This is a genomic window from Comamonas antarctica, assembly GCF_013363755.1.
Taxonomy (GTDB): domain Bacteria; phylum Pseudomonadota; class Gammaproteobacteria; order Burkholderiales; family Burkholderiaceae_C; genus Comamonas; species Comamonas antarctica.
Map to the genome: position 1 here is coordinate 337,444 of NZ_CP054840.1, position 24,851 is coordinate 362,294.

The window sequence follows — 24,851 nt, forward strand, 5'->3', positions numbered from 1 at the left end:
GACCCTTTCCCCTGGCGGGCCAATGGCTGCCGCCTGAGGGCGGGCCGGCTATGGCCGGGCAACGCCCTGGCCTAACAACTGGTAGCAAGCAGCCTCGGGGCAGGACGGCGACAATAGCGGCAAATGTCTTCCTCCCCATCTTCCCCCCGCACGCCTGGCTCCGGCCCGCGTGCCACCCTGCGCATCACTTCCAAGCCGGCCGCGCCGGCGCCCGCTCCCCGTTCCTCGGGTGGCGGCGGCGGTGGCCGCGCCGGCAAACCCGGTGGCAGCCGCGATGGCGCCGCCCGTTCCTCCGCTCCCTATGGCGACCGCCAGCGCGGTCCTTCGGGCGCTGCGCGCTTTGAAAGGCGCGACGGCCCGCGCCGTGATGATCCGCGCGGCGGCCCGCGTGAGGGCGGCCCGCGCCAGGAGGGCCCGCGTGGTCCGCGCGAAGGTGGCGGCCGCGAGGGCAGTTTTGGCCGTTCCGATGGCGCACCACGCTTTGAGGGCCGCGACGGCCCGCGCCGCGACGACCGCGGCCCGCGCTCGGCCGGTCCGCGCGAAGGCGGCGGTTTTGGCCGTCCCGATGGCGCTCCACGCTTTGAAGGCCGCGACGGCCCGCGCCGCGACGACCGCGGCCCGCGTCAGGGCGGCCCGCGTCAGGGCGGCCCGCGTGAGGGCGGTTTCGGTCGCCCCGACGGCGCTCCACGCTTCGAGGGCCGCGACGGTCCGCGCCGCGACGAGCGCGGCCCGCGCTCGGCGGGTCCGCGTGAAGGCGGCGGCTTTGGCCGTCCCGATGGCGGTCCGCGTTTTGAAGGCCGCGACGGCCCGCGCCGCGACGACCGCCGTTCCGGCGGTGGCGAGCGTGCGCGTCCCGCCGGCCGTTCCTTCGGCCCGGGCGCCGATCGCGGTGGCCGCGACGAGCGCAACAGCGACGAAGCCCCGCGCCGTCCATTCACCGGTATCCGCACCTACCAGGTGCCCACTGGCGCCGACGCGCGCAAGATTCCCGTCAAGCGCCCGCCCCAGGCCGCGCAGCAGCAGGATGCCGCGCCCGGTTCGGTGCGCATCAACAAGCGCATGGCCGACATGGGCCTGTGCTCGCGCCGCGAGGCCGACGACTGGGTTGAAAAGGGCTGGGTGCGCGTTAACGGCCAGGTCGCCGAGATGGGCGTGATGGTCCTGCCATCCGACCGCATCACCGTGGACGATGCCGCCAAGGGCGTGCAGGAGCAGCAGGTCACCATCCTGATGCACAAGCCCATGGGCTATGTCAGCGGCCAGGCCGAGGACGGCCATACGCCGGCCGTGGCGCTGATCAACGCGCAAAGCCGCTGGAACCAGGATGGCAGCCCGACGCGCTTCAACTTCTCGCAGCTCAAGGGCCTTGCGCCCTGCGGCCGGCTCGACATCGATTCCGTGGGCCTGCTGGTGCTGACCCAGGACGGCCGCGTCGCGCGCCAGCTGATCGGCGAGGACTCGGAGATCGACAAGGAGTATCTGGTGCGCGTGACCTATGGCGATGTCCAGGTCAACGTGCAGGAGCGCTTCCCCGCCGAGCAGCTCGCGCGCCTGTGCCACGGGCTGTCGCTCGACGACCAGCCGCTCAAGCCGGCCAAGGTCGAGTGGCAGAACCCCGAGCAGCTGCGCTTCGTGCTGACCGAAGGCAAGAAGCGCCAGATCCGCCGCATGTGCGAACTCGTCGGCCTCAAGGTCGTGGGCCTCAAGCGCATCCGCATCGGCAAGGTCGTGCTGGGCAACCTGCCCGCCGGCCAGTGGCGCTACCTGGGCGCCGACGAAAGCTTCTGAAGCCGGCCTCCGGTGACCGCAAAAGAGCGCTTCGGCGCTCTTTTTTTTGCTGAGCGCCATCCGCCTTGATAATCCGGAGCCAGGCCCCAGATGCCTGCAGATTGACGTTGCAACCCGCAAAAACTCCATTTCCACCTATGAGCAAGCAAACCCATTCCTTCCAGGCCGAAGTCGCGCAGCTGCTGCACCTGGTGACGCACGCGCTGTATTCCAACAAGGAAATCTTTCTGCGCGAGCTGGTCTCGAATGCCTCCGATGCCTGCGACAAGCTGCGCTTCGAGGCGCTGAACAACACCGCGCTCTATGAAGACCAGCCGCAGCTCGAGGTGCGCGTGTCGTTCGACAAGGACGCGCGCACGCTGACCATTGCCGACAACGGCATCGGCATGAGCGAGCAGGAAGCCATCGAGCACCTGGGCACGATTGCCAAGAGCGGCACCAAGGACTTCATGCGCAAGCTCTCGGGCGACCAGAAGTCCGATGCCCAGCTGATCGGCCAGTTCGGCGTGGGCTTCTACTCGGGCTACATCGTGGCCGACAAGATCACCGTCGAATCGCGCCGCGCCGGCCTGCCCGCCGAGCAAGGCGTGCGCTGGGTCAGCGGCGGCACGGGCGAATTCGAGGTCGAACAGATCACCCGCGCCCAGCGCGGCACGGCCGTGACGCTGCACCTGCGCGAAGACGCCGACGAATACCTCAATGCCTGGAAGCTCAAGCAGATCATCGGCAAGTACTCCGACCACATCAGCCTGCCCATCCTGATGGAAAAGGAAGAGTGGAAGGACGGCGAACTGCTGGTGCCCGGCGACGAGAACGGCGGCCGCCAGCCCGGCGGCATGGTCAAGACCGGCGAATGGGAAACCGTCAACCAGGCCAGCGCGCTGTGGACCCGTCCGAAGAAGGACGTGACCCCCGAGCAGTACCAGGAGTTCTACCGCGCGATCAGCCATGACTCCGAGAACCCGTTGACCTGGGCGCACAACCGCGTCGAAGGCAATGCCGAGTACACGCAGCTGCTCTACATCCCGGCCAAGGCCCCGTTCGACCTGTGGAACCGCGACAAGAAGGCCGGCGTGAAGCTCTACGTCAAGCGCGTGTTCATCATGGACGATGCCGAGGCACTGCTGCCGAGCTACCTGCGCTTCGTCAAGGGCGTGATCGACTCGGCCGACCTGCCGCTCAACGTGAGCCGCGAACTGCTGCAGGAAAGCCGCGACGTGAAGCTGATCCGCGAAGGCTCGACCAAGCGCGTGCTGTCGATGCTCGAGGACCTGGCCAGGCACGACACGCATGCCGCGCCGGCCGCGGACGCGGACGCGGACGGGGCCGATGCCGTGACCGATGTGGTCAGCGAAGAGGACAAGGCCAAGGAAGGCAAATACAGCGCGTTCTACGCCGAATTCGGCGCCGTGCTCAAGGAAGGCATGGGCGAGGACTTCGCCAACCGCGAACGCCTGGCCAAGCTGCTGCGCTTCCCCTCGACCACCAGCGATGGCGCCCCCGTGTCGTTTGCCGACTACAAGGCGCGCATGAAGCCGGGCCAGGAAGCGATCTACTACATCACCGCCGACACGCTGGCCGCGGCCAAGAGCAGCCCGCAACTCGAAGTCTTCAAGAAGAAGGGCATCGAAGTGCTGCTGATGGCCGACCGCGTCGACGAGTGGGCCCTCAACTACCTGACCGAATTCGACGGCACGCCACTGCAGTCCGTGGCCAAGGGCGCGGTCGACCTGGGCCAGCTCCAGGACGAAGCCGAGAAGAAGGCTGCCGAGGAAGCCGCCGAAGCCTTCAAGCCGCTGCTGGCCAAGCTCAAGCAAGCGCTCAAGGACAAGGCCGATGATGTGCGCGTGACCACGCGCCTGGTGGATTCGCCGGCCTGCCTGGTGGTCAAGGACGACGCGATGAGCAACCAGCTGGCGCGCCTGCTCAAGCAGGCCGGCCAGGCCGCGCCCGAAGTCAAGCCGGTGCTCGAAGTCAACGCCGAGCACCCGCTGGTCAAGAAGCTCGACGGCTCGGTGCATTTCGATGACCTGGCCCATATCCTGTTCGACCAGGCCCTGCTGGCCGAAGGCGGCATGCCCGAAGACCCGGCGGCCTACGTCAAGCGGGTGAACGCGCTGCTGGTGTAATCCCGGCGGCGATCCAATGAGAATCCCCTGCGCCTTTTTGGGCCGGGGGATTTTTTTGTTGCGTCCAGGGATGAACGTCCTGCCCTCCAGCAAAAAGGCAATCCGTAGCTCAGGGCTTGGCTATCTCCCCAAACACCTGCCTGCGGCACAATGGCCCCATGCTCCAACTCCCCCGCTTCGCCGCCACCGCCGTCCTGCTAGCCGCGCTTGCCGGCTGCAATGCCATTGGCGTGGGCGTCGGCATTCCCGTCGGCCCGCTGTCGGTCGGCGTGGGCATGGGCAGCGGTGGTCCTAGCCTGGGCGTTGGCACGGGCGTGGGTCCGGTGGGTGTGGGCGTGGGCGTGCACCCCGGCGGCCAGGTCACGGGGTATGGCGGCGTGGGCGTATCCGCGCCCGTGGGCCCGGCATCGGTCGGGGTCGGCGTGGGCCGCTCCACGGTGCTGCATGACCCGAATGCGCGCGTTCAGCCGGCGCCCGCACCCGCGCCCGAATCCGTGCCCGCACCCGGCGCGGTGCGCCAGTGGCAGGACGCCCAGGGCCGCGCCGTGCCTGATTGCCAGGTCTACGGCGGTTGCGGTCCGCGCTAAGTCCTCCACGCTCTCATACTCCCGTTCGCCCTGAGCCTGTCGAAGGGCCTCTCCAGCGTCCGTCGAAGGAGCTGTCCTGAGCTTGTCGAAGGAGGTGGTCTCACGCCACCAGCGGCGCCTCCTGCATGGCCTCGATCTGCTCGTGCAGCATGTCGGTCTGGCCGCGCCAGTAATCGTGGCTGCCGAACCAGGGGAAGTTGATCGCGAAGATCGGGTCCTGCCAGCGGCGCGCGAGCCAGGCGCTGTAGTGGATCAGGCGCAGCGTGCGCAGCGGCTCGATCAGCGCCAGTTCGCGCCGGTCGAAGGGGCGGAACTGTTCGTAGCCCTCGAGCAGGGCGCTGAGTTGCTGCGTGCGCTGGCGCCGGTCGCCCGACAGCAGCATCCACAGGTCCTGCACCGCCGGGCCCATGCGCGCATCGTCGAGGTCGACGAAATGCGGCCCGCCCGTGCCCGCGGCTTCGTCCACGGGCGTCCAGAGGATGTTGCCCGGATGGCAGTCGCCATGCAGGCGGATGCAGCTGGCATCGCGCAGGCCGAAATGCGCGGATTCGCCCGGTACGCCGGCGCGGCTCCCGGCAATCAGCGCCAGCGCCTGTTCGCAGCCCGTGCGCCAGGCGGTGACGGACTCGAGCGGCAGGATGTTCTCCGCGAGCAGCCAGTCGAGCGAATCCTGGCCGAAGCATTGCAGGTCCAGCGTCGGGCGTGTCGCGAACGGCCGCGCCGCGCCCACGGTGTGGATGCGCGCCAGGAAGCGGCCGATCCATTCGAGCACCTCGAAGTCATCGAGTTCGGGCGGGCGCCCGCCGCGCCAGGGGCTGACCGAGAAAGTGAAGCCCGCATGCTCATGCAGGGTCGCGCCCTGCAGGACCAGGGGCGCGACGACGGGAATCTCCGCGGCAGCGAGCTCGGCGGCAAACGCATGTTCCTCGTCGAGCTGGGCGCGGCTCCAGCGGCCCGGGCGGTAGAACTTAGCCACCACGCGCTCGCCGTCCTCGAGATAGGCCTGGTAGACGCGGTTCTCGTACGAGCCCAGTGCGGTGAGGCGGCCATCCCCGTAGAGGCCGACCGAGGCCAGTGCATCCAGCACCACATCGGGCGTGAGCTGTTCATAGGGATGGGCGCCTGTTGCGCCAGCGGAGGAGGGTAGGGTCATAGCCCGCTATTGTCCCCCCGATGCGGGTGGCGGCGTCAGTCCTCGCCCACCTGGCCGCACAGGCTGCGCGCGGCGCTGAGCACGGCGGGCACGAAGCGCGTCTGGTAGCGGTGCACGGGGCAGGTCAGCGTCACGGCGGCGGCCACGCTGCCGTCGGCGCGCAGCACCGGCGCGGATACGCCCGCGACCTCGGCCAGCCGGTCGCCCACCGCGGTGTAGAAGCCGTCGGCGCGGATGCGCGCATAGAGCGTGCGGTCCGGTCCGGGCGCCTTGCCCAGGATCGGATCGTAGGCGGTCAGTATCCTGCCGCCCGTGCCGCGGTCCATGGGCAGCAGGTCGCCGGCGCGGATGTGGTCGCGCACCGGGTGCGGCGAATCAACGCGGTACAGGCACACGCGCGTGTCGCCGCGGCGCACATGGTAGGCCGCGCTTTCGCCGGTCTCCGACACCAGCGTGCGCAGCACCGGCAGCACCACCCGGTCGAGCGAGAACGCCGCCTGGTAGATCGCATGCAGGCGCGGCGCCTGCGCGCCGACCGCATAACGCCCGTCGTCGAGGCGCTGCACCCACTGCGCATGCTCCAGCGAGGCCAGCAGGCGCAGCGCCGTGCTTTTGTACAGCCGCGTGCGCTCGGCCAGTTCGGCCAGGCCCAGCGCCGAATCGCCGGGCCGGAACGCGGCCAGCAGGCTCAGTGCGCGGTCCACGGCGGCGACACCACCGGCGGCGGCATCCACATCGGCAACGGATTCGTTCAGGGCTTTGCGGGGCATGGGGCCATTCTCTCACTTGACAGCGGACGGCAAGTCACGCAAACATTCTATTTAAGAGAATGTCGTTCTATCTAATGAAATGAGTGCTTCCATGTCCCTGAGTCCCGAGACGCCCGTGCTGATCAGCGAGGTCGGCCCGCGCGACGGCCTGCAGTCGGTCAAATCCACGATGGCCACGGCCGACAAGTGCCGCTGGATCGATGCGCTGGTGGCGGCCGGCGTGCGCGAGATCGAGGTCGCATCCTTCGTGCCGCCGGCATTGCTGCCGCAGATGGCCGATGCCGCCGAGGTCGTGCGGCATGCGCTGCGCCATTCCGGCATCACCGTGATGGCGCTGGTGCCCAACCGCCGCGGCGCCGAGAACGCGCTCAAAGCCGGCGTGCACAAGCTGACCATGCCGGTCTCGGCCAGCACCGCGCATTCGCTGGCCAACGTGCGCAAGACGCCGCAGCAAATGGTCGAGGAGGTGCGCGCCATCGCGCAGCTGCGCGATGCGATCGCGCCCGGCGTCAAGCTCGAAGCCGGCATCTCCACGGCCTTCGGCTGCACGCTGCAGGGCGAGGTGGCCGAGGACGACGTGATCCGCCTGGCCGCCTCGTGCATCGAGGCCGGCGCCGACGAATCGGGCCTGTCCGACACCGTGGGCTATGCCAACCCGGCCCAGGTGCGCCGGCTGTTCCGCCGCCTGCGCGCGGAAATCGGCGTGCATGCGGGCGCCGCGCACATGCACAACACGCGCGGCCTGGGCCTGGCCAACTGCCTGGCCGCCTGGGACGAAGGCGTGCGCACCTTCGACAGCTCGCTGGGCGGGCTCGGCGGCTGCCCCTATGCGCCGGGCGCGTCGGGCAACGTCGTGACCGAGGACCTGGTGTTCATGTTCGAGGCCATGGGCGTGCGCACCGGCATCGATCTCGAGCGCCTGTTTGCCGCGCGCGCGCCGCTGATGGCCGGACTGCCGGGCGAGCCGGTCTACGGCATGGCGCCCGAAGCCGGCCTGCCCAAGGGCTTTGCCCAAGCCCGCTGACCCCTTTGCACGGACCTGCCATGAACGCAACCAACAACGCGCCCGCGCTGCCCTACGCCGGCATCCGGGTCATTGAATTCACCCATATGGTCATGGGCCCCACCTGCGGCATGCTGCTGGCCGACCTGGGCGCCGAAGTCATCAAGATCGAGCCGCCGGGCGGCGACAGCACGCGCAATCTGCGGGGGTCGGGCGCGGGCTTCTTCCCGATGTTCAACCGCAACAAGAAAAGCGTGGTCCTTGACCTCAAGACCGCAGCCGGCCAGGAGGCCGCGCGCCGGCTCATCGACGGCGCCGACATCGTCAGCGAGAACTTCAAGGCCGGCGTGATGGAAAAGCTGGGCCTGGATTACGCGCGCCTGAAGCAGCGCAATCCGCGGCTGATCTATGTGAGCCACAAGGGTTTCCTGCCCGGCCCCTACGAGCACCGCACGGCGCTCGATGAGGTCGTGCAGATGATGGGCGGGCTGGCCTATATGACCGGCCGCCCCGGCGACCCGCTGCGCGCGGGCACCAGCGTCAACGACATCATGGGCGGCATGTTCGGTGCGATCGGCGCGATGGCCGCGCTCGCGCAGCGCGAGCAGACCGGCGCGGGCAGCGAGGTGCAGTCCGCGCTGTTCGAGAACAACGTGTTCCTGGTCGGCCAGCACATGCTGCAGGCGGCCATCACCGGCCGCAGCGTCGCGCCCATGCCCAGCCGCGTCTCGGCCTGGGCGATCTACGACGTGTTCACGGTGCGCGATGGCGAGCAGATCTTCCTGGCCGTGGTCAGCGACAAGCAGTGGGACATCTTCTGCCGCGCGCTGGGCCTGAGCGAGCTGCATGGCGATCCGCGCCTGGCCACCAACAACGGCCGCGTCGAGGCACGCGAGTGGCTCATGCCGCAGCTGCGCGCGCTGCTGGCCGCGCATTCGGCGGCCGAACTCGGCGCGCTGTTCGAAGCCAACGGCCTGCCGTTCGCACCCATCACCAAGCCCGAGCAACTGCTGCAGGACCCGCATCTGCTGGCCACGGGCGGCCTGGCGCCGATCGCTTTGGGCGATGGCCGCGAGACGCTGGCGCCGCTGCTGCCGTTCACGCTGGATGGCGCGCGCCCGGGCGTGCGCCTGCAGCCGCCGCAGGCCGGCGAGCACACCGCGCAGCTGCTGCGCGAAGCCGGCTACAGCGATGCCGAGATCGCCGCGCTGCAACCCTGATCCAAAACCTCGAGGAGACAACGACATGACAACCATCACACGCCGCCAACTCATTGCGACAACCATGCTGGGCAGCCTGCTGCCGACCTGGGCCGAGGCCGCGAGCTATCCCGACGGCCGCCCGATCAAGCTGGTCGTGCCCTATACCCCGGGCGGCGGCACCGACACCGTGGCGCGCTTCATCGCGGCGCGCATCGCCGCCGAAACGCAGTGGAGCATGGTGGTGGAAAACCGCCCCGGCGCGGCCGGCAACATCGGCATGGATGCCGTGGCCAAGTCCAAGCCCGACGGCCTGATGGTCGGCCTGGGCCAGACCGCGAACCTGGCGATCAATCCCGCGCTGATGCCGCGCCTGCCCTTCAATGCCGAAAAGGACCTGGTGCCAGTGGCGCTCGTGGCCTCGCAGCCGGTGGTGCTGGTGGTGCGCGACGACGCGCCCTGGAAGTCGCTGGCCGATGCGATCAAGGCCGCGCAGGCCCGGCCCGGCGATCTCAAGCAGGCGCTGGCCGGCACCGGCACCGTGGGCCATCTGGCGGGCGAGATGCTGGCCCACCGCGCGAAGTTCAAGGTGCTGAACGTGCCGTACAAGGGCGCGGGTCCGGCCATCAACGACCTGCTCGGCGGCAGCACGGACTTCATGTTCGCCACCCCGCAGGCGGTGCTGGAAATGATCAAGGGCAAGCGGCTGCGCGCGCTGGCGGTGACGTCCGCGGCGCGCCTGCCGATTCTTCCCGACGTGCCCACCGTGGCCGAGTCCGGCTATGCCGGCTTCGAGGCGGTGGACTGGAAGGTGCTGGTGGCGCCCGCGGGCACGCCCGCTGCCGTCGTGCAGGCGCTCAATGCCGCCAACGAGAAGGCACTGTCCAAGCCTGAAACCATTGCGCTGCTGGCCACCGAGGGCAGCACCGCGCTGGGCGGCTCGCCGGCCAAGGCGCAGCAGTACATCCAGGCCGAGCAGCGCAAGTGGGCGCGCCTGATCAAGGACACCAACATCACGCTGGAATGAGCGGCCGGGGCAGGCCGCCCCGGGAGAGCCGCGCTTGGCTCAGTACTGGTAGACGCCGCGGCCGGTCTTGCGGCCCAGGCGGCCGGCGGCGACCATTTCCTTGAGCAGCTGGCTGGGGCGGTACTTGCTGTCGCCGAACTGCTCGAGGTAGACCTCCATCACCGCCAGGCACACGTCCAGGCCGATCATGTCGGCCAGCGCCAGCGGGCCGATGGGCTGGTTGCAGCCGAGCTTCATGCCGGCGTCGATGTCCTCGGCCGTGGCGAGGCCTTCGGACAGCACGAAGAAGGCCTCGTTGATCATCGGCACCAGGATGCGGTTGACGACGAAGCCGGGCGCGTTCTTCACCGTGATCGGGCTCTTGCCCAGGCGCACGGCCAGTTCCTTGACGGTGTCATGCGTCGCGTCGCTGGTCTGCAGGCCGCGGATGATCTCCACCAGCGCCATCATCGGCACGGGGTTGAAGAAGTGCATGCCGATGAAACGGTCGGCGCGGCTGGTGATCGCGGCCAGCTGGGTGATGGAGATCGACGAGGTGTTCGAGGCCAGGATGGCTTCGGGTGCGAGCAGCGCGTCGATCTGCTGCAGGATCTTGATCTTCAGCGCGTGGTTCTCGGTCGCGGCTTCGATCACCAGCTGCGCGGCCGCCAGGTCTTCGTAGCGTGTCGAGGTCTTGATGCGTGCCAGCGCCGCGGCCTTGTCGGCTTCGCTGATCTTTTCCTTCTTGATCAGGCGGTCCAGGCTGCCCGACACCGTGGCCAGGCCCTTGCGCACCGCTTCGTCCGAGATATCCACCAGCACCACGTCGATGCCCGAGACCGCGCAGGCCTGCGCGATGCCGTTGCCCATGGTGCCCGCGCCGATGATCCCGACAGTTTGAATCGCCATTTGGAAAGTCTCCGCTAAATGATTGGAACCGCGTGATGGTAGCGGCAATCGGGGACCATGGCCGATGTTGATGCTGCGCCGCAGCATCGCTTGGGACGCAGGCTCAAAAAACCGCAGCCGGCTGGTTGTCGCAGGATGCCGTGCTTCCCGTCAACACCCATGGTTCTTCCTCGGGGAAGCTCAGGTCGTCGGCGTGGCCCAGCGGGAAAACCGACAGGTACTGGTACTTGGCGGCGTCGTATTTTTCCATGGCCAGCTGGGCGTTCTGCATGATCAGATTGAAATTGTCCAGCAAGCCACTGAAGTGCTCGTTGTCGGCACTGAGCTTCATGACGTCGCCGGTCTGCAGATATTCCTGGACACTGGATTCATGCGCTGCTGTTGCCGCAAGAATGGCTTCCTTGTACTGATTGAACATGTCGAAGTGGTCCAGCATTTCCTGCTTGGCCATTGCGTGGCTTTTGACGATATCCACAGGGTTGGATGCGATGGCTGGAGCAATGGTGATTTGTGTCATGGGGGCTGGATGGGTGGTGGAGGAAGAGTTCGGCGCTGTTTTAGATAGTTATGCGTTATGTGATTTGAATTAAAAATAGGTTCCAACTATTTATCTGCGGGCATTGAAGCCGTGTTGCCTGTGACTGCGGCGTCAGGGGCACTGCAAATCGGTAAAAATCCAGCCTGCTGCTGCCGGCGCGCGGCGCGTGCGTTGCCCGCGGCTGCCGGCTTTCATCGTCTTCCTGCCTCCATCCCATCGATTGCCATGACCACTTTCGGAACTCCACTCGCCCCCCACGCCACCAAAGTCATGCTGCTGGGCAGCGGAGAACTCGGCAAGGAGGTGCTCATCGCGCTGCAGCGCCTGGGCGTCGAGACGATTGCCGTCGACCGCTACGAGAACGCGCCCGGCCACCAGGTCGCCCACCGCGCCCACACCATTGCGATGAGCGATCCGGCCCAGCTCAAGGCCCTGGTCGAGCAGGAGCAGCCGGGCTGGGTGGTGCCCGAGATCGAGGCCATTGCCACGCCCATGCTTGAGGAACTCGAAGCCGCGGGCGTGGTGCGCGTGGTGCCCACGGCGCGCGCCGCGCGCCTGACCATGGACCGCGAAGGCATCCGCCGCCTGGCCGCCGAGACGCTGGGCGTGCCCACCAGCCCCTACCGCTTTTGCGACTCGCTGGCGCAACTGCAGGCCGCGATCGACGGCCATGACGGCCAGCCCGCCATTGGTTATCCCTGCGTGGTCAAGCCGGTGATGAGCAGCTCGGGCAAGGGCCAGAGCAAGATCGACGGCCCGCAGGACGTGGCTGCGGCCTGGGACACGGCCATGGCCGGCGGCCGCGTCAACCACGGCCGCGTCATCGTCGAAGGCTTCATCGACTTCGACTACGAGATCACGCTGCTGACGGTGCGCGCACGCGGCGCCGATGGCCAGATCCATACGCATTTCTGCGCGCCCGTGGGCCATCTGCAAAAGAGCGGCGACTACGTCGAGAGCTGGCAGCCGCAGCCGATGGCGCCCGTGGCGCTGGAGCGTGCGCAGGCGATGGCGCTGGCCGTCACGCAGAACCTGGGCATGGACCGCGACGGCCAGCCCGCGGGCCTGGGCCTCTACGGCGTCGAGTTGTTCGTGCGCGGCGACGAAGTCTGGTTCAGCGAAGTCAGCCCGCGCCCGCACGACACCGGCCTGGTGACGCTGGCCACGCAATGGCAAAGCGAATTCGAGCTGCATGCGCGCGCCATCCTGGGGCTGCCCGTCGATACCTCGCTGCGCAACCCGGGCGCGAGCGCCGTGATCTATGGCGGCGTCGAAGGCGAAGACATGGTGTTCGATGGTGTCGCCGAGGCCCTGGCCGTGCCCGGCACCGACCTGCGCCTGTTCGGCAAGCCCGAGAGCTTTGCCAAGCGCCGCATGGGCGTGGCGCTGGCGCGCCATGACGATATCGCGCTGGCACGCGAGCGCGCGCGCCTCGCGGCCGGCAAGGTCAAGCCGCGGCTGGCCTGAGATCGGGCTTTGTTGCCTGGCTGCGCATGAAGCAGCCGGGCGCGTGGTCGTCGACGATGCCCACGGCCTGCGTCCAGGCATGGACGATGGTCGGGCCGACGAACTTGAAGCCGCGGCGCTTGAGATCGCTGGAGATCCGTGTGGACAGGTCGGTTTGCGTCGCAACGCCGGTGCCGCGCAGGGTGCGGCCTTCGGTGAACGACCAGCAGTATTCGGCGAAGTCTTCGCCTCTGGCCTGCATCTCCAGGTAGATCTGCGCGCCGCGTATGGTCGCCTCGATCTTGGCGCGCGCGCGCACGATGCCGGCATTGCCCATCAGCCGCTCGACGTCTTCGGGGCCGAAGTCGGCCACCGCCACGGGATCGAACCCGGCAAAGGCTGCGCGGAAGGCCTCGCGCTTGCGCAGGATCACCTGCCACGAGAGCCCGGCCTGGAAACCCTCGAGCATGAGCGTTTCCCAGAGTTCTCGCGCATCGCGTACCGGCACGCCCCATTCGGTGTCGTGGTAGTGCTGCATCTGCGCGTCGGCGTTGGCCCAGGCGCAGCGCATGAGGGCCGTCACTGGAAGGCTACCTCGGCGAAGCTGCGCAATTTCCGGCTGTGCAGCCGCTCGACGCCGCCCGCGCGCAGGATGTCGATGGCGCGCATGCCGATGCGCAGATGCTGGTCGACGCGCTCGCGGTAGAAGTGGTTGGCCATGCCGGGCAGCTTGATCTCGCCGTGCAGCGGCTTGTCGCTGACGCACAGCAGCGTGCCGTAGGGCACGCGGAAACGGAAGCCGTTGGCGGCAATGGTCGCGCTCTCCATGTCCAGCGCCACGGCGCGGCTCTGGCTGAAGCGCAGCTGCGGCATGTTGTTGGGCAGCAGCTCCCAGTTGCGGTTGTCGGTGCTGGCCACGGTGCCGGTGCGCATGATGCGCTTGAGGTCGCTGCCGGGCATTTGCGTGACATCGGCCACGGCCTGCTGCAGCGCCACCTGGATCTCGGCGAGCGCCGGAATCGGCACCCACAGCGGCAGTTCCTCGTCGAGCACATGGTCCTCGCGCACATAGGCGTGGGCCAGCACGTAGTCGCCGAGCTGCTGGGTGTTGCGCAGGCCCGCGCAGTGGCCCAGCATCATCCAGGCATGCGGGCGCAGCACGGCGATGTGGTCGGTGATGGTCTTGGCGTTGGCCGGGCCGACGCCGATGTTGACCATGGTGATGCCGCTGCTGTCGGCGCGCACCAGGTGGTAGCCCGGCATCTGCGGCAGGCGCGGCGGCGGGGTGCCGAATTCGTCGATGGCTTCGGCGGGCAGGCCGCTGCGGCGCGTGACCACGTTGCCGGGTTCGACGAACGCGCAGTACTCGCTGTCCGGATTCGCCATCTCGGCGTGGCCCAGGCGGATGAACTCGTCGATGTAGAACTGGTAGTTGGTGAACAGCACGAAGTTCTGGAACCACTCGGGCGCGGTGCCGGTGTAGTGGCGCAGCCGGTGCAGCGAGTAGTCGACGCGCGGCGCGGTGAACAGCGACAGCGGCATCGCGCCGCCGGGCTGCGGCTGCCAGGTGCCGTTGGCAATGCCGTCGTCCATGGACTCGAGGTCGGGAAGATCGAACACGTCGCGCATCAGCATGCGGCGCTGGGGCGTGAGCGTGCCTTCGATATGGTCGTTGTCGGCAAACGAGAAGTGGATGGGAATCGGCTTGTCGCTCAGGCCGACCTCGAAGTCCACCTCATGGCTCGCGCGCAGCAGGCGCAGCTGCTCGGCGTAGTAGCTGGCAAACAGGTCGGGGCGCGTGAGCGTCGCTTCATACGTGCCCGGGCCTTCGACGAAGCCATAGGCCAGCGTGGTGTCGGCGCGCGCCACGGTGTGGGTGTGCACGCGTACCTTGGGGTAGTAGGCATGCACCGGCGAGCGCGGCGTTTCGCCGGCGACGAAGCGCTGCATGGCATCGCGCAGGTGGCCGATCTGCTCGCGGTAGAGCTGCTGGATATGGGCGAGCGCCTGCTCGGGGGAGGAGTGCCGGACGATGGCACGGTCATCGGTGAACTGTTCCATGGCCTATTGTGCCTGCAGCTTGTGACAATAATCTTGCTGCCACTGCAGAACCTGGTCGGCGGGCATGGGCGGCGCGATGTGATAGCCCTGGGCCATGTCGCAGCCCAGCGCGCGCAGCGCCGCCAGCTGCGCGGCGCTTTCGACGCCTTCGGCCACGGTGCGCAGGCGCAGGCTCTTGGCCATCTGCACGATGGCGGTGACGATGGCGGTGTCGTCGTCGTTCTCGGTGAGGTCGGTGATGAACGAACGGTCGATCTTGAGCTGGTGAATGGGGTGGCGCTTCAAGTAGGCCAGCGACGAGTAGCCGGTGCCGAAGTCGTCGATGGCCATCTCCACGCCCTGCTGCTGCAGCGCGTGCAGCGTGCGCTGCACCTGCGCGTCGGAATGCATCAGCGTGCTTTCGGTGAGCTCGATGTGCAGCAGCTGCGCCGGCAGCCCGGTTTCGGCCAGCACCGCGGCGACATCGCTGGCCAGGTCGCTGTGGCGGAACTCCTGCGCCGACATGTTCACTGCCACGGGCACGCGCGGCATGCCCTGCGCATACCAGCCGCAGGCCTCGCGGCAGGCGCGGCGCAGCACCCAGCGGTCGATGGCGGTGATCAGCCCGCGGGCCTCGGCCAGCGCGACGAACTCCTCGGGGCTGACCAGGCCGCGCTGCGGGTGGCGCCAGCGCACCAGCGCCTCGAAGCCCGACAGCGCGCCGGTGTCGCAGCGCACCTGCGGCTGGTAATGCAGCTCGAAACCGCCATGGGCAATCGACTGGCGCAGCAGCTGCTCCTGGTTGAGCATGCGGCTGGCGCGGCTTTCCAGCGCCGGCGTGTAGAACTGGAACGGCTGGTGGCCGTGCTCCTTGGCCAGATAGCGTGCCGCGCCGGCATTGCGCAGCAGCGCCTCGACGTTCTCGCCATCCTCGGGAAAGATCGCAATGCCGATGGCCGGCGCGACGACCAGCTGCTGCGCGGCCACCTGGCAGGGCATTTCCAGCAGGGCCACCATCTGCCGCGTGATGAGTTCGGTTTCGGCGCGCGTCGTGCCGCCGCCCAGCACCACGATGAATTCATCGCTGCCGGCGCGCGCCACCAGGTCGTGCGGGCGCACGCAGCTGCACAGGCGCTGCGCGACTTCGCACAGCACCTGGTCGCCAGCCTGGTGGCCCAGCGAGTCGTTGATGGCCGAGAAATGCCGCAGATCGAGGCTCAGCACCGCGACCGCGCGCTTTTGCTCGCGCGCCTGCAGGATCAGCTGTTCGAGCTGGTCGGTCAGATGCCAGCGGTTGGGCAGCCGCGTCAGCGCGTCGTGCTCGGCCAGGAAGCGCACTTGTGCCTGGGCCTGCTGGTGCGCGGTGATGTCGCGCAGCACGACCATGCGGTAGTCCTGCGTGCCCCGGCCCGCGGGCATGACCAGCGCGTCGATCTCCACCGGGATGCTGTGGCCGTCCTTGTGCCGCACCGAGGCCTTGTAGGTGGCATTGCGCCCGCTTTGCATGGCGTCGAGCGCCAGCGGCCAGAATTCCTTGTCCAGGTACTGCAGCACCGTCTTGCCGCGGATCTCGTCGAGGCTGTAGCCGACCAGCCGCAGCAGCGCCGCATTGGCATCGAGCACCACGCCGTCGCGGTGCAGCACGATGGCTTCATGGGTCGCGGCGGAGAACAGCCGCATGCGTTCTTCGCTTTCATCGAGCTGCTGCTGCACCGAGCGGCCCTGGCTCAGGTCGAGCACCTGCACCACCGCGCCGCGCAGCGTGCCCTGCTCCAGATGCGGCGTGATGCGGACTTCTATTTCGCGCGGCACGCCCGCGGGCGACAGCGCGTGGCGCACATAGCGCACGTACTCACCGCGCAGGCAGCGCTCGACATGCTCGGCAATGGCCTGCCAGTTGTCCTGGCCCATGATCTCCCAGGGGCGCATGCCGAGCATCTGTTCGGGCGTGAAGCCGTAGTAGGCGGCATAGGGCTGGTTGGCGAAGCGGCAGCACAGGGTATCGGCCTCGAAATAGGCCAGCATGCCGGCCGCCGCATCAATGATGAGGCGCAGCATGGCATTGCTGTCGCTGCTGTCTTCGAGGCTGGGCGCACTGGAGCTGGGTGGCATCTGCCGTCCTATGGGAATACCTTGTTTATAACGTAAGCCGAGGCATTGACGCAGCGGTCAATTCCCTGACGCTTCAGCCCTGCGCCATGCTCGACTGGACCGACGCCGGGATAATCGCGTCCATGAATGCCTCCTCTTCCCCCGCCAGCGCCGGTTTCGACACGCTGGCCCTCAGTCCCGAGATGCTTGCCAACCTGCAGCAGCTGGGCTACCTGCAGATGACGCCGATCCAGGCCGCGAGCCTGCCGCCCGCGCTGCTGGGCAAGGACCTGATTGCCCAGGCCAGCACCGGCAGCGGCAAGACCGCGGCCTTCGGCCTGGCGCTGCTGACGCGGCTCAATCCACGCTGGTTCGGCGTGCAGGCGCTGGTGCTGTGCCCGACGCGCGAACTCGCCGACCAGGTGGCCACCGAGATCCGCCGCCTGGCGCGCGCGCACGACAACATCAAGGTCGTCACGGTCTACGGCGGCGTGCCTTCGCGCGCGCAGATCGCGAGCCTGGAAAACGGCGCCCACATCGTGGTCGGCACGCCAGGGCGGGTCATGGACCTGATGGAGCGCGGCGCGCTTGACCTGTCGGGCCTGAACACGCTGGTGCTCGACGAAGCCGACCGCATGCTCGACATGGGGTTCCACGCCGACATCGACACCGTGGTGCGCCAGTGCCCGGCGGCGCGCCAGACGCTGCTATTCTCGGCGACCTATCCCGAAGGCATTGCCGACCTGAGCGCGCGCTTCATGAAGCAGCCGCAGCGCATCACCGTGCAGGCCCAGCACAGCGAGGGCAAGATCGTGCAGCGCTGGTATGAGGTCAGCGAAAGCCAGCGCCTGCAGGCCGTGGCCGATCTGCTGCTGCATTTCCGCCCCGAATCGAGCATTGCGTTCTGCAACACCAAGCAGCAGTGCCGCGATCTCGTGGCGCTGCTGCAGGCCCAGGGCTTCAGCGCGCTGGCGCTGTTCGGCGAACTCGAGCAGCGCGAGCGCGACGAGGTGCTGGTGCAGTTCGCCAACCGCAGCTGCTCGGTGCTGGTGGCCACCGATGTGGCCGCGCGCGGTCTCGACATCGCCAACCTGGCGGCGGTGATCAATGTCGACGTCACGCCCGACGCCGAGATCCACATCCACCGCATCGGTCGCACCGGCCGCGGCGACGCCGAAGGCCTGGCGCTGAACCTGGTCAGCCTCGATGAAATGGGCAGCGTCGGCAAGATCGAGGTGCTGCAGGGCCGCGCCACCGAGTGGTCGGATCTGGCCACGCTCAAGCCGCAAAGCAATGCGCCGCTGCTGCCGCCAATGCAGACCATCCAGATCATCGGCGGGCGCCGCGAGAAGATCCGCGCCGGCGACGTGATGGGTGCGATGACCGCCGACTTCGGCTACACGCGCGAGCAGATCGGCAAGATCAACGTCAACGACTTCTCGACCTATGTCGCCGTCGACCGCCGCATTGCGGGCGCGGCCGTGGCCAAGCTCAATGCGGGCCGCGTCAAGGGCAAGAGCGTCAAGGCAAGACTGCTTTAAGTCCGTTGGCGCCAGCTGGCGGGCGCGGATCCGGGAGGGGTGAATGAATGCTCGATGAAACGGTGTGGAGTTCGCCGCGCGCGGTGCGCTGGCTGAGCCCGTCCAACCTGCTGCGGTGGTCCGTGGCGGTGGCGGTGTTGACCATCGTGCTCAAGACCCTGGCCTGGGCGATGACCGGCTCGGTCGGCCTGCTGTCCGATGCGCTGGAATCGCTGGTGAACCTGGCCGGCGCGATCTTCGCGCTGACCATGGTCACCATTGCGCAGCGGCCCGCCGACGAGGACCATCCCTACGGACATACCAAGGCCGAGTATTTCTCGGCGGGCTTCGAGGGCATCCTGGTGCTCGCGGCGGCGCTGGCCATTATGTGGGCCGCGGTGCTGCGCCTGCAGGCGCCGGCGCCGCTGGAGCAGCTGGGCTGGGGCCTGGCGCTGTCGCTGGTGAGCACCGGCTTCAACGGCGCGCTGGCGTGGGTGATGTTTCGCTCCGCACGGCTGCACCGCTCGGTGGCGCTCGAAGGCGATGCGCGGCATCTGCTGACCGATGTCTGGACCTCGGTGGGCGTGGTCGCCGGGCTCGCGGCCGCGCACCTCACGGGCTGGCTGTGGCTCGATCCCGTGGTGGCGATCGCGGTCGCGCTGAACATCTGCAAGGAAGGCGTACGGCTGGTCTGGCGTTCGTCCCAGGGACTCATGGACCAGGCGGTCGAGCCCGAAGTACTGGCGCGCATCGAAGCCGAACTCGCGCGTCTGGCCAGCAGCGAAGTGCATTTCGACCATATCGGCACGCGCCGCGCGGGCCAGCGCAGCTTTGTCACGCTGCACATGCATGTGCCCGAGGGATGGACGCTGGGCCATGCGGCGCGCCAGCGCGAACAGGTCGAAGCGGCGCTGATGCAGATCGAGCCCGGACTGCAGGCGACGATCGAACTGCTGCCCGAGGGCGCAGTGACGGCGATGGAAAGAACCGAGGCCCAGGCACAGCCGGGCCCACAGAGGGAAACCTGAAATGATGAGCGTATTGCAGCGCGTGAAGAACGCGCGCGTGGACGTCGGCGGCGAAACCTGCGGCCGCATCGAACAAGGCCTGCTGGTGCTGGTGTGCGCCGAGCGCGGCGACAGCGAAGCCGAGGCCGACAAGCTGCTGGCCAAGCTGCTCAAGCTGCGCATCTTCAGCGACGAGCAGGGCAAGATGAACCGCAGCGTGCAGGACGTGAATGGCGGGCTGCTGCTGGTGAGCCAGTTCACGTTGGCCGCCGACACCGCCAGCGGCAACCGCCCGAGCTTCAAGCAGGCCGCCGCGCCCGATGAAGGCCGGCGCCTCTATGACTATCTGGTCGAGCAGGCGCGGGCGCTGCATCCCGTGGTGCAGACCGGCCGGTTCGCGGCCGACATGCAGGTGCACCTGGTCAATGACGGCCCCGTCACCGTTCCGCTGCGGGTCGCGCCGCGCTCATTGCTGCCAGAAGAACAGGGCTGACATCACCAGCCCGGTGACGACGATGCCGGCGCGCAGCCAGGCCGCGGGAATACGCCGCGCCAGGCGCGCGCCGCCATAGCCGCCGAGCGTGGCCGCGACCATCATGCCCAGCGCCTGCGGCCATTCGACCAGGCCGCCCGCGGCGTAGACCACCACGGCAATCGCCGTGAGCAGCGCCGACACCAGGTTCTTCATGCCGTTCATCGCCGCGAGCCGGGTCTGGCCCAGCAGGCCGAACAGCGCCAGCAGCACGATGCCGAGCCCGCCATTGAAATAGCCGCCATAGATGGCCACCGCCAGCATGCCCAGGCCGGCCTTGAGCGGGGAGGGTGCCTGGCTGTGGTCTTTGCCGGCCGCCCATTGGCGCAGTTGCGGTCCGAACGCGAACATCGCCGTGGCGGCAAGCAGCAGCCAGGGCACGACGCGGCGGAAGGTGGCCTCGGGCGTGACCAGCAGCAGCGCCGCGCCGGCCGCGCCGCCCAGCAGTGCCAGCCCGATCACGCGTTTCATCGACAGCCCGGGCGGCGCCTCGATATCCTCGCGAAAGCCCCAGGACCCGGCCAGATAGCCGGGCAGCAGCGCCACCGTGCCGGTGGCATTGGCCATGACCGGCGGCACGCCGGTGAACACCAGCGCCGGCAGCGTCAGAAAGCTGCCGCCCCCGGCCACGGCATTGAGCGCGCCCGCGACAAATGCTGCGGCCAGCAGCAGACTCCATTCCCCCATGTCTTGTCCCCTCTGGTGCCGGCGTGGTCGCCGGTCATGCGCACCATCTTAGTGCGGTACCCGCGGTCTGGCGCGGTCATGCGCGACAGCGGTCACGCAAAACAGTGGTGACTGTTTTGGGGTGTTGGGAGGGGGAGGGTGTGCTAGGAAGGCTGCGCTGCGCCAGGATAGGCACGGCGCGAACGGACAACCCCCGTTCGTCCTGAGCCTGCCTGGCCGGCCGCGTCGAAGGATGAACGGCCTGTGCTCCAGGCATGAGGGATAGCCGTTCATGGTTCGACAGGCTCACCACGAACGGGGGAGGGAGGCTCACCACGAACGCGGGGGAGGGAGGCTCACCACGAACGGGAGCAGGGCGCTGTTCCTAAGCCTATCCACAGGTGCAGGGATGACCCAGAAGCGCGCCTACTTTTGATACGGGGCCTCGAAACCCAGCTCGCGCATGATGTCGCTCTCGTACGCTTCCATTTCCTCGGCGTCTTCCTCGCCGGTCTCGTGGTCCCAGCCCTGGGCGTGCAGGGTGCCGTGGACCAGCAGGTGGGCGTAATGCTCCTCGAGCGTCTTGTTCTGCTCCTGCGCTTCGCGTTCGACCACGGGCGCGCACAGCACCAGGTCGGCCAGCACCGTCGGCTCCTGCTGGTAGTCGAAGGTCAGCACGTTGGTGGCGTAATCCTTTTGCCGGTATTGGAGATTCAGTGCCTGGCCTTCGGCGGCATCGACGATGCGCACGGTGATCTCGGCGTCGGCGGCCAGCGCGTGGCGGATCCAGCGCGTGACCTTGCTTCGGGACAGCACGGCGCGGTGCGCGGCGGCGGCGTCGAAGCGGCCGAATTGCAGGGAGAGTTGCAGTTGTTGCAGGGACATGGGAAATCAGGCGGAAACGGTCATTCGTCGCGCGCACGCGCGCGGCTGCGCGCCGCCGGCTGGCTGCCGCGCGCTTCGTACGCATCGACGATGCGCGCCACCAGCGGGTGGCGCACCACGTCGGCGCTGGTGAAATGGGTCACGGCAATGCCCTTGACGCGCTTGAGCACGCGCTCGGCGTCGATCAGGCCGCTGAGCGAGCCCTTGGGCAGGTCGATCTGGCTCACGTCGCCCGTGACCACGGCCTTGGCGCCGAAGCCGATGCGCGTGAGGAACATCTTCATCTGCTCGGGCGTGGTGTTCTGCGCCTCGTCGAGAATGACGAAGGCGTTGTTCAGCGTGCGCCCGCGCATGAAGGCCAGCGGTGCGATCTCGAGCACGTTGCGCTCGAAGGCCTTTTGCACCTTCTCGTAGCCCATCAGGTCGTAGAGCGCGTCGTAGAGCGGGCGCAGATAGGGATCGACCTTCTGCGTCAGGTCGCCGGGCAGGAAACCCAGGCGCTCGCCGGCCTCGACGGCCGGGCGCGTCAGCACGATGCGCTGCACCGCGCTGCGCTCGAGCGCGTCGACCGCGCTGGCCACGGCCAGGTAGGTCTTGCCGGTGCCCGCGGGGCCGATGCCCAGCGTGATGTCGTGGCTGGCGATATTCTCGAGGTACAGGTTCTGCGTCGTGGTGCGCGCGCGCAGGTCGGCGCGGCGCGTGCTCAGCTGGATGGCGCCGGTCGGGGCTTCGAGCAGTTCGCTGTCGCCGGCCAGCATCAGCTGCAGGTGGGCCTCGGGAATGGGGTCATCGGCCATCTCGTAGAGTGCCTGCAGCATTTCCAGCGCTTCCTGGGCGCGCGCCTTCGGGCCGTCGATCTTGAACTGCTCGTGGCGATGGGCGATCGAGACCTTGAGCGCGGTCTCGATGGTGCGCAGGTGCACGTCTGCGGGCCCGCAGAGGTGGCTCAGACGGGTGTTGTTGTGGGGTGTGAAGGTGTGGCGCAGGATCACGCGGATAATTCCAATCGAGAGCTGCCAACGGGGCGGCAAAGGACTTCAATGATAGGCAAATTGACCGGCACGCTGCTGGATAAAAACCCGCCCACGGTATTGGTAGACTGCCACGGCGTGGGCTACGAGGTGCAGGTGCCGATGAGCACCTTCTACAACCTGCCTGCGACGGGTGCGCAGGTCAGCCTGCTCACGCACTTCATTGTGCGCGAGGATGCGCAGCTGCTGTTCGGCTTTGGTACCGCCAGCGAGCGCCAGACCTTTCGCGAGCTGATCAAGATCACCGGCGTGGGCCCGCGCACGGCGCTGGCCATCATCAGCGGCATGGGCGTCGAGGACCTGGCGCAGGCGGTGACGCTGCAGGAAGCGGGCCGGCTGATCAAGGTGCCGGGCATCGGCAAGAAGACCGCCGAGCGGCTGCTGCTCGAACTCAAGGGCAAGATCGGCGCCGACATGGGCTCGAAGTCGCTGTTCACCAACGAGAACCAGAACGACATCCTGCAGGCGCTGCTGGCGCTGGGCTACAACGACAAGGAAGCCGCGGCCGCGCTCAAGGCCCTGCCGCCCGACATTGGCGTGAGCGATGGCATCAAGCGCGCGCTGCAGGCATTGGCGAAATAATCCCCCATGACCATCCACACCGACGATTTCGCGCCCGCGCCGCCCAAGCGCGCCATTTCCGCGGCGCCGCTGTCGCACCATGAGGAGGCGATGGAGCGCGCGCTGCGTCCCAAGCTGCTGCAGGAGTACGTGGGCCAGGCCAAGGCGCGCGAGCAGCTCGAGATCTTCATCGGCGCGGCAAGAAAGCGCGGCGAGGCGCTCGACCATGTGCTGCTGTTCGGCCCGCCGGGCCTGGGCAAGACCACGCTGTCGCACATCATTGCCGCCGAGCTGGGCGTGAACCTGCGCCAGACCAGCGGCCCGGTGCTGGAAAAGCCCAAGGACCTGGCGGCGCTGCTCACCAATCTCGAGGCCAACGATGTGCTGTTCATCGACGAGATCCACCGGCTCTCGCCCGTGGTCGAGGAAATCCTCTATCCCGCGCTCGAGGACTACCAGATCGACATCATGATCGGCGAGGGCCCGGCCGCGCGCTCGATCAAGCTCGACCTGCAGCCGTTCACGCTGGTCGGCGCGACCACGCGCGCGGGCATGCTCACCAACCCGCTGCGCGACCGTTTCGGCATCGTCGCGCGGCTCGAGTTCTACACTGCCGAGGAACTCGCCCGCATCGTGGTGCGCAGCGCCGGCTTGCTGGGCGTGCCCATCGACAGCGAAGGCGGCTGGGAGATCGCACGCCGCTCGCGCGGCACGCCGCGCATCGCCAACCGGCTGCTGCGCCGCGTGCGCGACTACGCCGATGTCAAGGGCGACGGCCGCATCACCCAGGACATCGCCAACCGCGCGCTGGCCATGCTCGACGTCGATCCGCAGGGCTTCGACATCATGGACCGCAAGCTGCTTGAAGCCGTGATCCACCGCTTCGATGGCGGCCCGGTGGGGCTGGACAACATCGCGGCCAGCATCGGCGAGGAGGCGGGCACGATCGAGGACGTGATCGAGCCCTATCTGATCCAGCAAGGCTATCTGCAGCGCACGCCGCGCGGGCGCATCGCCACCAAGGCGGCCTATCTCCACCTGGGCATGATGCCGCCGGCCCTGCCTGACGCCGATGCCTGAGGCCGCGGCGCGCAGAGCAGGCCGGTGACGATCAGTGCCTGCGCGAGGTAGTAGCTGGACAAGACGCCCAGCTGCGCCCAGGGCAGCGGCTGCACGAAGAGATTGGTGGCCAGCAGCGTGTCGCTGAGCATGAAGCTGCTCGCCCCCAGCGCCACGAGCAAGGCCGGGCCGCGATCGGCGGGGCCGCCATCGGCCGGGCCGCGATCGGCGGGGCCGCCCTCGGCCGGGCCGCGTCCGTTCGGAGCGCGCGCGGCCTGGTACCAGCGGCCCCAGGCCTGCGCGGCCATCAGCGCGATCACCAGCACATAGGCCGCCACCGGCAGCCGCAGCGCCGCGGGCAGGCCGCCCTGCCACAGAAACGCATAGACGGACACGCCGATCAGCAGGATCAGCGCCAGCGCATCGCGCAGCGCGAACCAGCGCCGGCCTTGCTTGAACAGCGCGATGTAGCAGAGGTGGGCCAGCAGGAACGCCACCAGGCCGGGAATGAACAGCCCGCCCAGCATCAGGAACACGTCGCCGGCCAGCGACGCGGCCAATGCCGCCAGCAGCAGCCAGTGGCCGCGCTGCACGCCATGGCGGCGCATGTGCAGCGCCACCGCGGCCATCGCGCACAGCATGGCCAGCGGCTTGAACACCAGATGCCAGGGTTGCAGGCCCAGCGCGCTGCTGGCCGTGGCCAGGGCGCCGGCTTGCAGCATGCAGGCCAGTGCCGGGCTCAGCCGGCTGCGCAGCGCGGCCACGCCTGCGACCAGGCTGGCCAGCACCGTGGCCCAGGCAATGCTGAACCCGGCCAGGGGCGGATGCCCGGTATCGGCGGCCAGCACCCGCCAGGCAAACAGCAGTGCCAGCAGGATGCCCAGGGCCGGGCCCGACCAGGCCAGTGCATAGCGGGGAAGGTGCATGCCAG

The 24,851-nt window shown here is 68.3% G+C and carries 23 protein-coding genes; 12 read left to right on the forward strand and 11 right to left on the reverse strand.

Going from position 1 to position 24,851, the window contains the following annotated elements; translation table 11 throughout:
* Positions 1 to 123 precede the first annotated feature (123 nt).
* The 3 genes from HUK68_RS01585 (at position 124) to HUK68_RS01595 (ending at position 4,504) form a co-directional block, all read left to right on the forward strand.
* Positions 124 to 1,788: a pseudouridine synthase gene (locus HUK68_RS01585; protein WP_175502622.1), complete on the forward strand. Its 1,665-nt coding sequence runs from the start codon at positions 124 to 126 to the stop codon at positions 1,786 to 1,788.
* A gap of 137 nt (positions 1,789 to 1,925) precedes the next feature.
* The gene (htpG, locus tag HUK68_RS01590) at positions 1,926 to 3,917 is read left to right on the forward strand and encodes a molecular chaperone HtpG (RefSeq protein WP_175502623.1); all 1,992 of its coding nucleotides are present in this window, start codon (positions 1,926 to 1,928) and stop codon (positions 3,915 to 3,917) included.
* Positions 3,918 to 4,075: 158 nt separating this feature from the next.
* Complete coding sequence (locus tag HUK68_RS01595; protein WP_175502624.1) at positions 4,076 to 4,504, forward strand: hypothetical protein; 429 nt, start codon at positions 4,076 to 4,078, stop codon at positions 4,502 to 4,504.
* A gap of 100 nt (positions 4,505 to 4,604) precedes the next feature.
* Here the strand turns inward: HUK68_RS01595 and HUK68_RS01600 are convergent, their stop codons facing one another.
* A complete protein-coding gene (locus tag HUK68_RS01600) occupies positions 4,605 to 5,657 on the reverse strand; it encodes a serine/threonine protein kinase (protein WP_175502625.1) in 1,053 nt (350 codons plus the stop codon).
* 35 nt (positions 5,658 to 5,692) lie between these two features.
* Positions 5,693 to 6,427 carry an IclR family transcriptional regulator gene (locus tag HUK68_RS01605; RefSeq protein ID WP_175502626.1) on the reverse strand — a complete coding sequence of 245 codons (735 nt, stop codon included), beginning with the start codon at positions 6,425 to 6,427 and terminating at the stop codon, positions 5,693 to 5,695.
* 91 nt (positions 6,428 to 6,518) lie between these two features.
* Here HUK68_RS01605 and HUK68_RS01610 point away from each other — a divergent pair, with 91 nt between their 5' ends.
* The 3 genes from HUK68_RS01610 to HUK68_RS01620 are packed head-to-tail and all read left to right on the forward strand — an operon-like array spanning position 6,519 to position 9,656.
* Positions 6,519 to 7,451: a hydroxymethylglutaryl-CoA lyase gene (locus HUK68_RS01610; RefSeq protein ID WP_175502627.1), complete on the forward strand. Its 933-nt coding sequence runs from the start codon at positions 6,519 to 6,521 to the stop codon at positions 7,449 to 7,451.
* 20 nt (positions 7,452 to 7,471) lie between these two features.
* Positions 7,472 to 8,650, forward strand: coding sequence for a CaiB/BaiF CoA transferase family protein (locus HUK68_RS01615; protein ID WP_175502628.1), 1,179 nt, complete (start codon positions 7,472 to 7,474; stop codon positions 8,648 to 8,650).
* Positions 8,651 to 8,675: 25 nt separating this feature from the next.
* Positions 8,676 to 9,656, forward strand: a complete 981-nt coding sequence (locus tag HUK68_RS01620; protein WP_175502629.1) for a Bug family tripartite tricarboxylate transporter substrate binding protein — start codon at positions 8,676 to 8,678, stop codon at positions 9,654 to 9,656.
* A gap of 39 nt (positions 9,657 to 9,695) precedes the next feature.
* Here HUK68_RS01620 and HUK68_RS01625 read toward each other — a convergent pair whose 3' ends face one another.
* Both HUK68_RS01625 and HUK68_RS01630 read right to left on the reverse strand, forming a co-directional pair.
* Complete coding sequence (locus tag HUK68_RS01625; protein WP_175502630.1) at positions 9,696 to 10,544, reverse strand: 3-hydroxybutyryl-CoA dehydrogenase; 849 nt, start codon at positions 10,542 to 10,544, stop codon at positions 9,696 to 9,698.
* A 103-nt stretch (positions 10,545 to 10,647) separates the two neighbouring features.
* The gene (locus HUK68_RS01630; RefSeq protein WP_175502631.1) at positions 10,648 to 11,061 is read right to left on the reverse strand and encodes a hypothetical protein; all 414 of its coding nucleotides are present in this window, start codon (positions 11,059 to 11,061) and stop codon (positions 10,648 to 10,650) included.
* Positions 11,062 to 11,307: 246 nt separating this feature from the next.
* Between HUK68_RS01630 and purT the strand changes: the two genes are divergently transcribed.
* Entirely contained in the window at positions 11,308 to 12,549 is a 1,242-nt protein-coding gene (gene purT / locus HUK68_RS01635; protein ID WP_175502632.1) for a formate-dependent phosphoribosylglycinamide formyltransferase, read from the forward strand.
* On the opposite strand, the gene HUK68_RS01640 is transcribed toward purT, so the two are convergent.
* Genes HUK68_RS01640 through HUK68_RS01650 form a run of 3 tightly spaced genes read right to left on the reverse strand, consistent with a single transcriptional unit; the run spans position 12,530 to position 16,680 of the window.
* Positions 12,530 to 13,111: a DNA-3-methyladenine glycosylase I gene (locus HUK68_RS01640; protein ID WP_244146227.1), complete on the reverse strand. Its 582-nt coding sequence runs from the start codon at positions 13,109 to 13,111 to the stop codon at positions 12,530 to 12,532. The two genes, purT and HUK68_RS01640, sit on opposite strands and share 20 nt — an antisense overlap.
* On the reverse strand, positions 13,108 to 14,589 hold the full coding sequence (locus tag HUK68_RS01645; RefSeq protein WP_175502633.1) for an AMP nucleosidase: 1,482 nt from the start codon (positions 14,587 to 14,589) through the stop codon (positions 13,108 to 13,110). The genes HUK68_RS01640 and HUK68_RS01645 overlap by 4 nt, the downstream gene beginning before the upstream one ends.
* Before the next feature lie 3 nt (positions 14,590 to 14,592).
* The gene (locus HUK68_RS01650; RefSeq protein WP_175502634.1) at positions 14,593 to 16,680 is read right to left on the reverse strand and encodes a putative bifunctional diguanylate cyclase/phosphodiesterase; all 2,088 of its coding nucleotides are present in this window, start codon (positions 16,678 to 16,680) and stop codon (positions 14,593 to 14,595) included.
* 122 nt (positions 16,681 to 16,802) lie between these two features.
* Here HUK68_RS01650 and dbpA point away from each other — a divergent pair, with 122 nt between their 5' ends.
* From dbpA to dtd, 3 genes are read left to right on the forward strand one after another with little or no spacing between them, the layout of a single operon-like run.
* Positions 16,803 to 18,200, forward strand: coding sequence for an ATP-dependent RNA helicase DbpA (dbpA, locus tag HUK68_RS01655; RefSeq protein ID WP_175502635.1), 1,398 nt, complete (start codon positions 16,803 to 16,805; stop codon positions 18,198 to 18,200).
* A 47-nt stretch (positions 18,201 to 18,247) separates the two neighbouring features.
* Positions 18,248 to 19,207, forward strand: coding sequence for a cation diffusion facilitator family transporter (locus tag HUK68_RS01660; RefSeq protein ID WP_175502636.1), 960 nt, complete (start codon positions 18,248 to 18,250; stop codon positions 19,205 to 19,207).
* Position 19,208: 1 nt separating this feature from the next.
* Entirely contained in the window at positions 19,209 to 19,679 is a 471-nt protein-coding gene (gene dtd, locus HUK68_RS01665) for a D-aminoacyl-tRNA deacylase (protein WP_175502637.1), read from the forward strand.
* Here the strand turns inward: dtd and HUK68_RS01670 are convergent.
* From HUK68_RS01670 to HUK68_RS01680, 3 genes are all read right to left on the reverse strand, one after another.
* Positions 19,653 to 20,405 carry a sulfite exporter TauE/SafE family protein gene (locus tag HUK68_RS01670; RefSeq protein WP_175502638.1) on the reverse strand — a complete coding sequence of 251 codons (753 nt, stop codon included), beginning with the start codon at positions 20,403 to 20,405 and terminating at the stop codon, positions 19,653 to 19,655. The two genes, dtd and HUK68_RS01670, sit on opposite strands and share 27 nt — an antisense overlap.
* A gap of 405 nt (positions 20,406 to 20,810) precedes the next feature.
* Positions 20,811 to 21,269 carry an rRNA maturation RNase YbeY gene (ybeY, locus tag HUK68_RS01675; RefSeq protein ID WP_175502639.1) on the reverse strand — a complete coding sequence of 153 codons (459 nt, stop codon included), beginning with the start codon at positions 21,267 to 21,269 and terminating at the stop codon, positions 20,811 to 20,813.
* Between the two features lie 20 nt (positions 21,270 to 21,289).
* Positions 21,290 to 22,261, reverse strand: coding sequence for a PhoH family protein (locus HUK68_RS01680; protein ID WP_175502640.1), 972 nt, complete (start codon positions 22,259 to 22,261; stop codon positions 21,290 to 21,292).
* Positions 22,262 to 22,309: 48 nt separating this feature from the next.
* Between HUK68_RS01680 and ruvA the strand changes: the two genes are divergently transcribed.
* Together ruvA and ruvB are read left to right on the forward strand one after the other, a co-directional pair.
* Entirely contained in the window at positions 22,310 to 22,882 is a 573-nt protein-coding gene (gene ruvA, locus HUK68_RS01685; RefSeq protein ID WP_175502641.1) for a Holliday junction branch migration protein RuvA, read from the forward strand.
* Between the two features lie 6 nt (positions 22,883 to 22,888).
* On the forward strand, positions 22,889 to 23,941 hold the full coding sequence (gene ruvB / locus HUK68_RS01690; RefSeq protein ID WP_175502642.1) for a Holliday junction branch migration DNA helicase RuvB: 1,053 nt from the start codon (positions 22,889 to 22,891) through the stop codon (positions 23,939 to 23,941).
* Here the strand turns inward: ruvB and HUK68_RS01695 are convergent.
* Entirely contained in the window at positions 23,890 to 24,846 is a 957-nt protein-coding gene (locus tag HUK68_RS01695) for a lysoplasmalogenase (RefSeq protein WP_434082452.1), read from the reverse strand. The genes ruvB and HUK68_RS01695 overlap by 52 nt on opposite strands.
* Positions 24,847 to 24,851 lie beyond the last annotated feature (5 nt).

Bases quoted from the DNA above. Each gene is read 5' to 3' on its own strand.
- HUK68_RS01695 (WP_434082452.1), bottom strand. From the start codon at position 24,846: ATGCACCTTCCCCGCTATGCACTGGCCTGGTCGGGCCCGGCCCTGGGC.
- dtd (WP_175502637.1), top strand. From the start codon at position 19,209: ATGATGAGCGTATTGCAGCGCGTGAAGAACGCGCGCGTGGACGTCGGC.
- HUK68_RS01585 (WP_175502622.1), top strand. From the start codon at position 124: ATGTCTTCCTCCCCATCTTCCCCCCGCACGCCTGGCTCCGGCCCGCGT.
- HUK68_RS01670 (WP_175502638.1), bottom strand. From the start codon at position 20,405: ATGGGGGAATGGAGTCTGCTGCTGGCCGCAGCATTTGTCGCGGGCGCG.
- HUK68_RS01610 (WP_175502627.1), top strand. From the start codon at position 6,519: ATGTCCCTGAGTCCCGAGACGCCCGTGCTGATCAGCGAGGTCGGCCCG.
- HUK68_RS01630 (WP_175502631.1), bottom strand. From the start codon at position 11,061: ATGACACAAATCACCATTGCTCCAGCCATCGCATCCAACCCTGTGGAT.
- HUK68_RS01660 (WP_175502636.1), top strand. From the start codon at position 18,248: ATGCTCGATGAAACGGTGTGGAGTTCGCCGCGCGCGGTGCGCTGGCTG.
- HUK68_RS01625 (WP_175502630.1), bottom strand. From the start codon at position 10,544: ATGGCGATTCAAACTGTCGGGATCATCGGCGCGGGCACCATGGGCAAC.
- purT (WP_175502632.1), top strand. From the start codon at position 11,308: ATGACCACTTTCGGAACTCCACTCGCCCCCCACGCCACCAAAGTCATG.
- ybeY (WP_175502639.1), bottom strand. From the start codon at position 21,269: ATGTCCCTGCAACAACTGCAACTCTCCCTGCAATTCGGCCGCTTCGAC.
- HUK68_RS01605 (WP_175502626.1), bottom strand. From the start codon at position 6,427: ATGCCCCGCAAAGCCCTGAACGAATCCGTTGCCGATGTGGATGCCGCC.
- HUK68_RS01615 (WP_175502628.1), top strand. From the start codon at position 7,472: ATGAACGCAACCAACAACGCGCCCGCGCTGCCCTACGCCGGCATCCGG.
- dbpA (WP_175502635.1), top strand. From the start codon at position 16,803: ATGAATGCCTCCTCTTCCCCCGCCAGCGCCGGTTTCGACACGCTGGCC.
- htpG (WP_175502623.1), top strand. From the start codon at position 1,926: ATGAGCAAGCAAACCCATTCCTTCCAGGCCGAAGTCGCGCAGCTGCTG.
- ruvB (WP_175502642.1), top strand. From the start codon at position 22,889: ATGACCATCCACACCGACGATTTCGCGCCCGCGCCGCCCAAGCGCGCC.
- HUK68_RS01645 (WP_175502633.1), bottom strand. From the start codon at position 14,589: ATGGAACAGTTCACCGATGACCGTGCCATCGTCCGGCACTCCTCCCCC.
- HUK68_RS01650 (WP_175502634.1), bottom strand. From the start codon at position 16,680: ATGCCACCCAGCTCCAGTGCGCCCAGCCTCGAAGACAGCAGCGACAGC.
- HUK68_RS01620 (WP_175502629.1), top strand. From the start codon at position 8,676: ATGACAACCATCACACGCCGCCAACTCATTGCGACAACCATGCTGGGC.
- HUK68_RS01600 (WP_175502625.1), bottom strand. From the start codon at position 5,657: ATGACCCTACCCTCCTCCGCTGGCGCAACAGGCGCCCATCCCTATGAA.
- ruvA (WP_175502641.1), top strand. From the start codon at position 22,310: ATGATAGGCAAATTGACCGGCACGCTGCTGGATAAAAACCCGCCCACG.
- HUK68_RS01595 (WP_175502624.1), top strand. From the start codon at position 4,076: ATGCTCCAACTCCCCCGCTTCGCCGCCACCGCCGTCCTGCTAGCCGCG.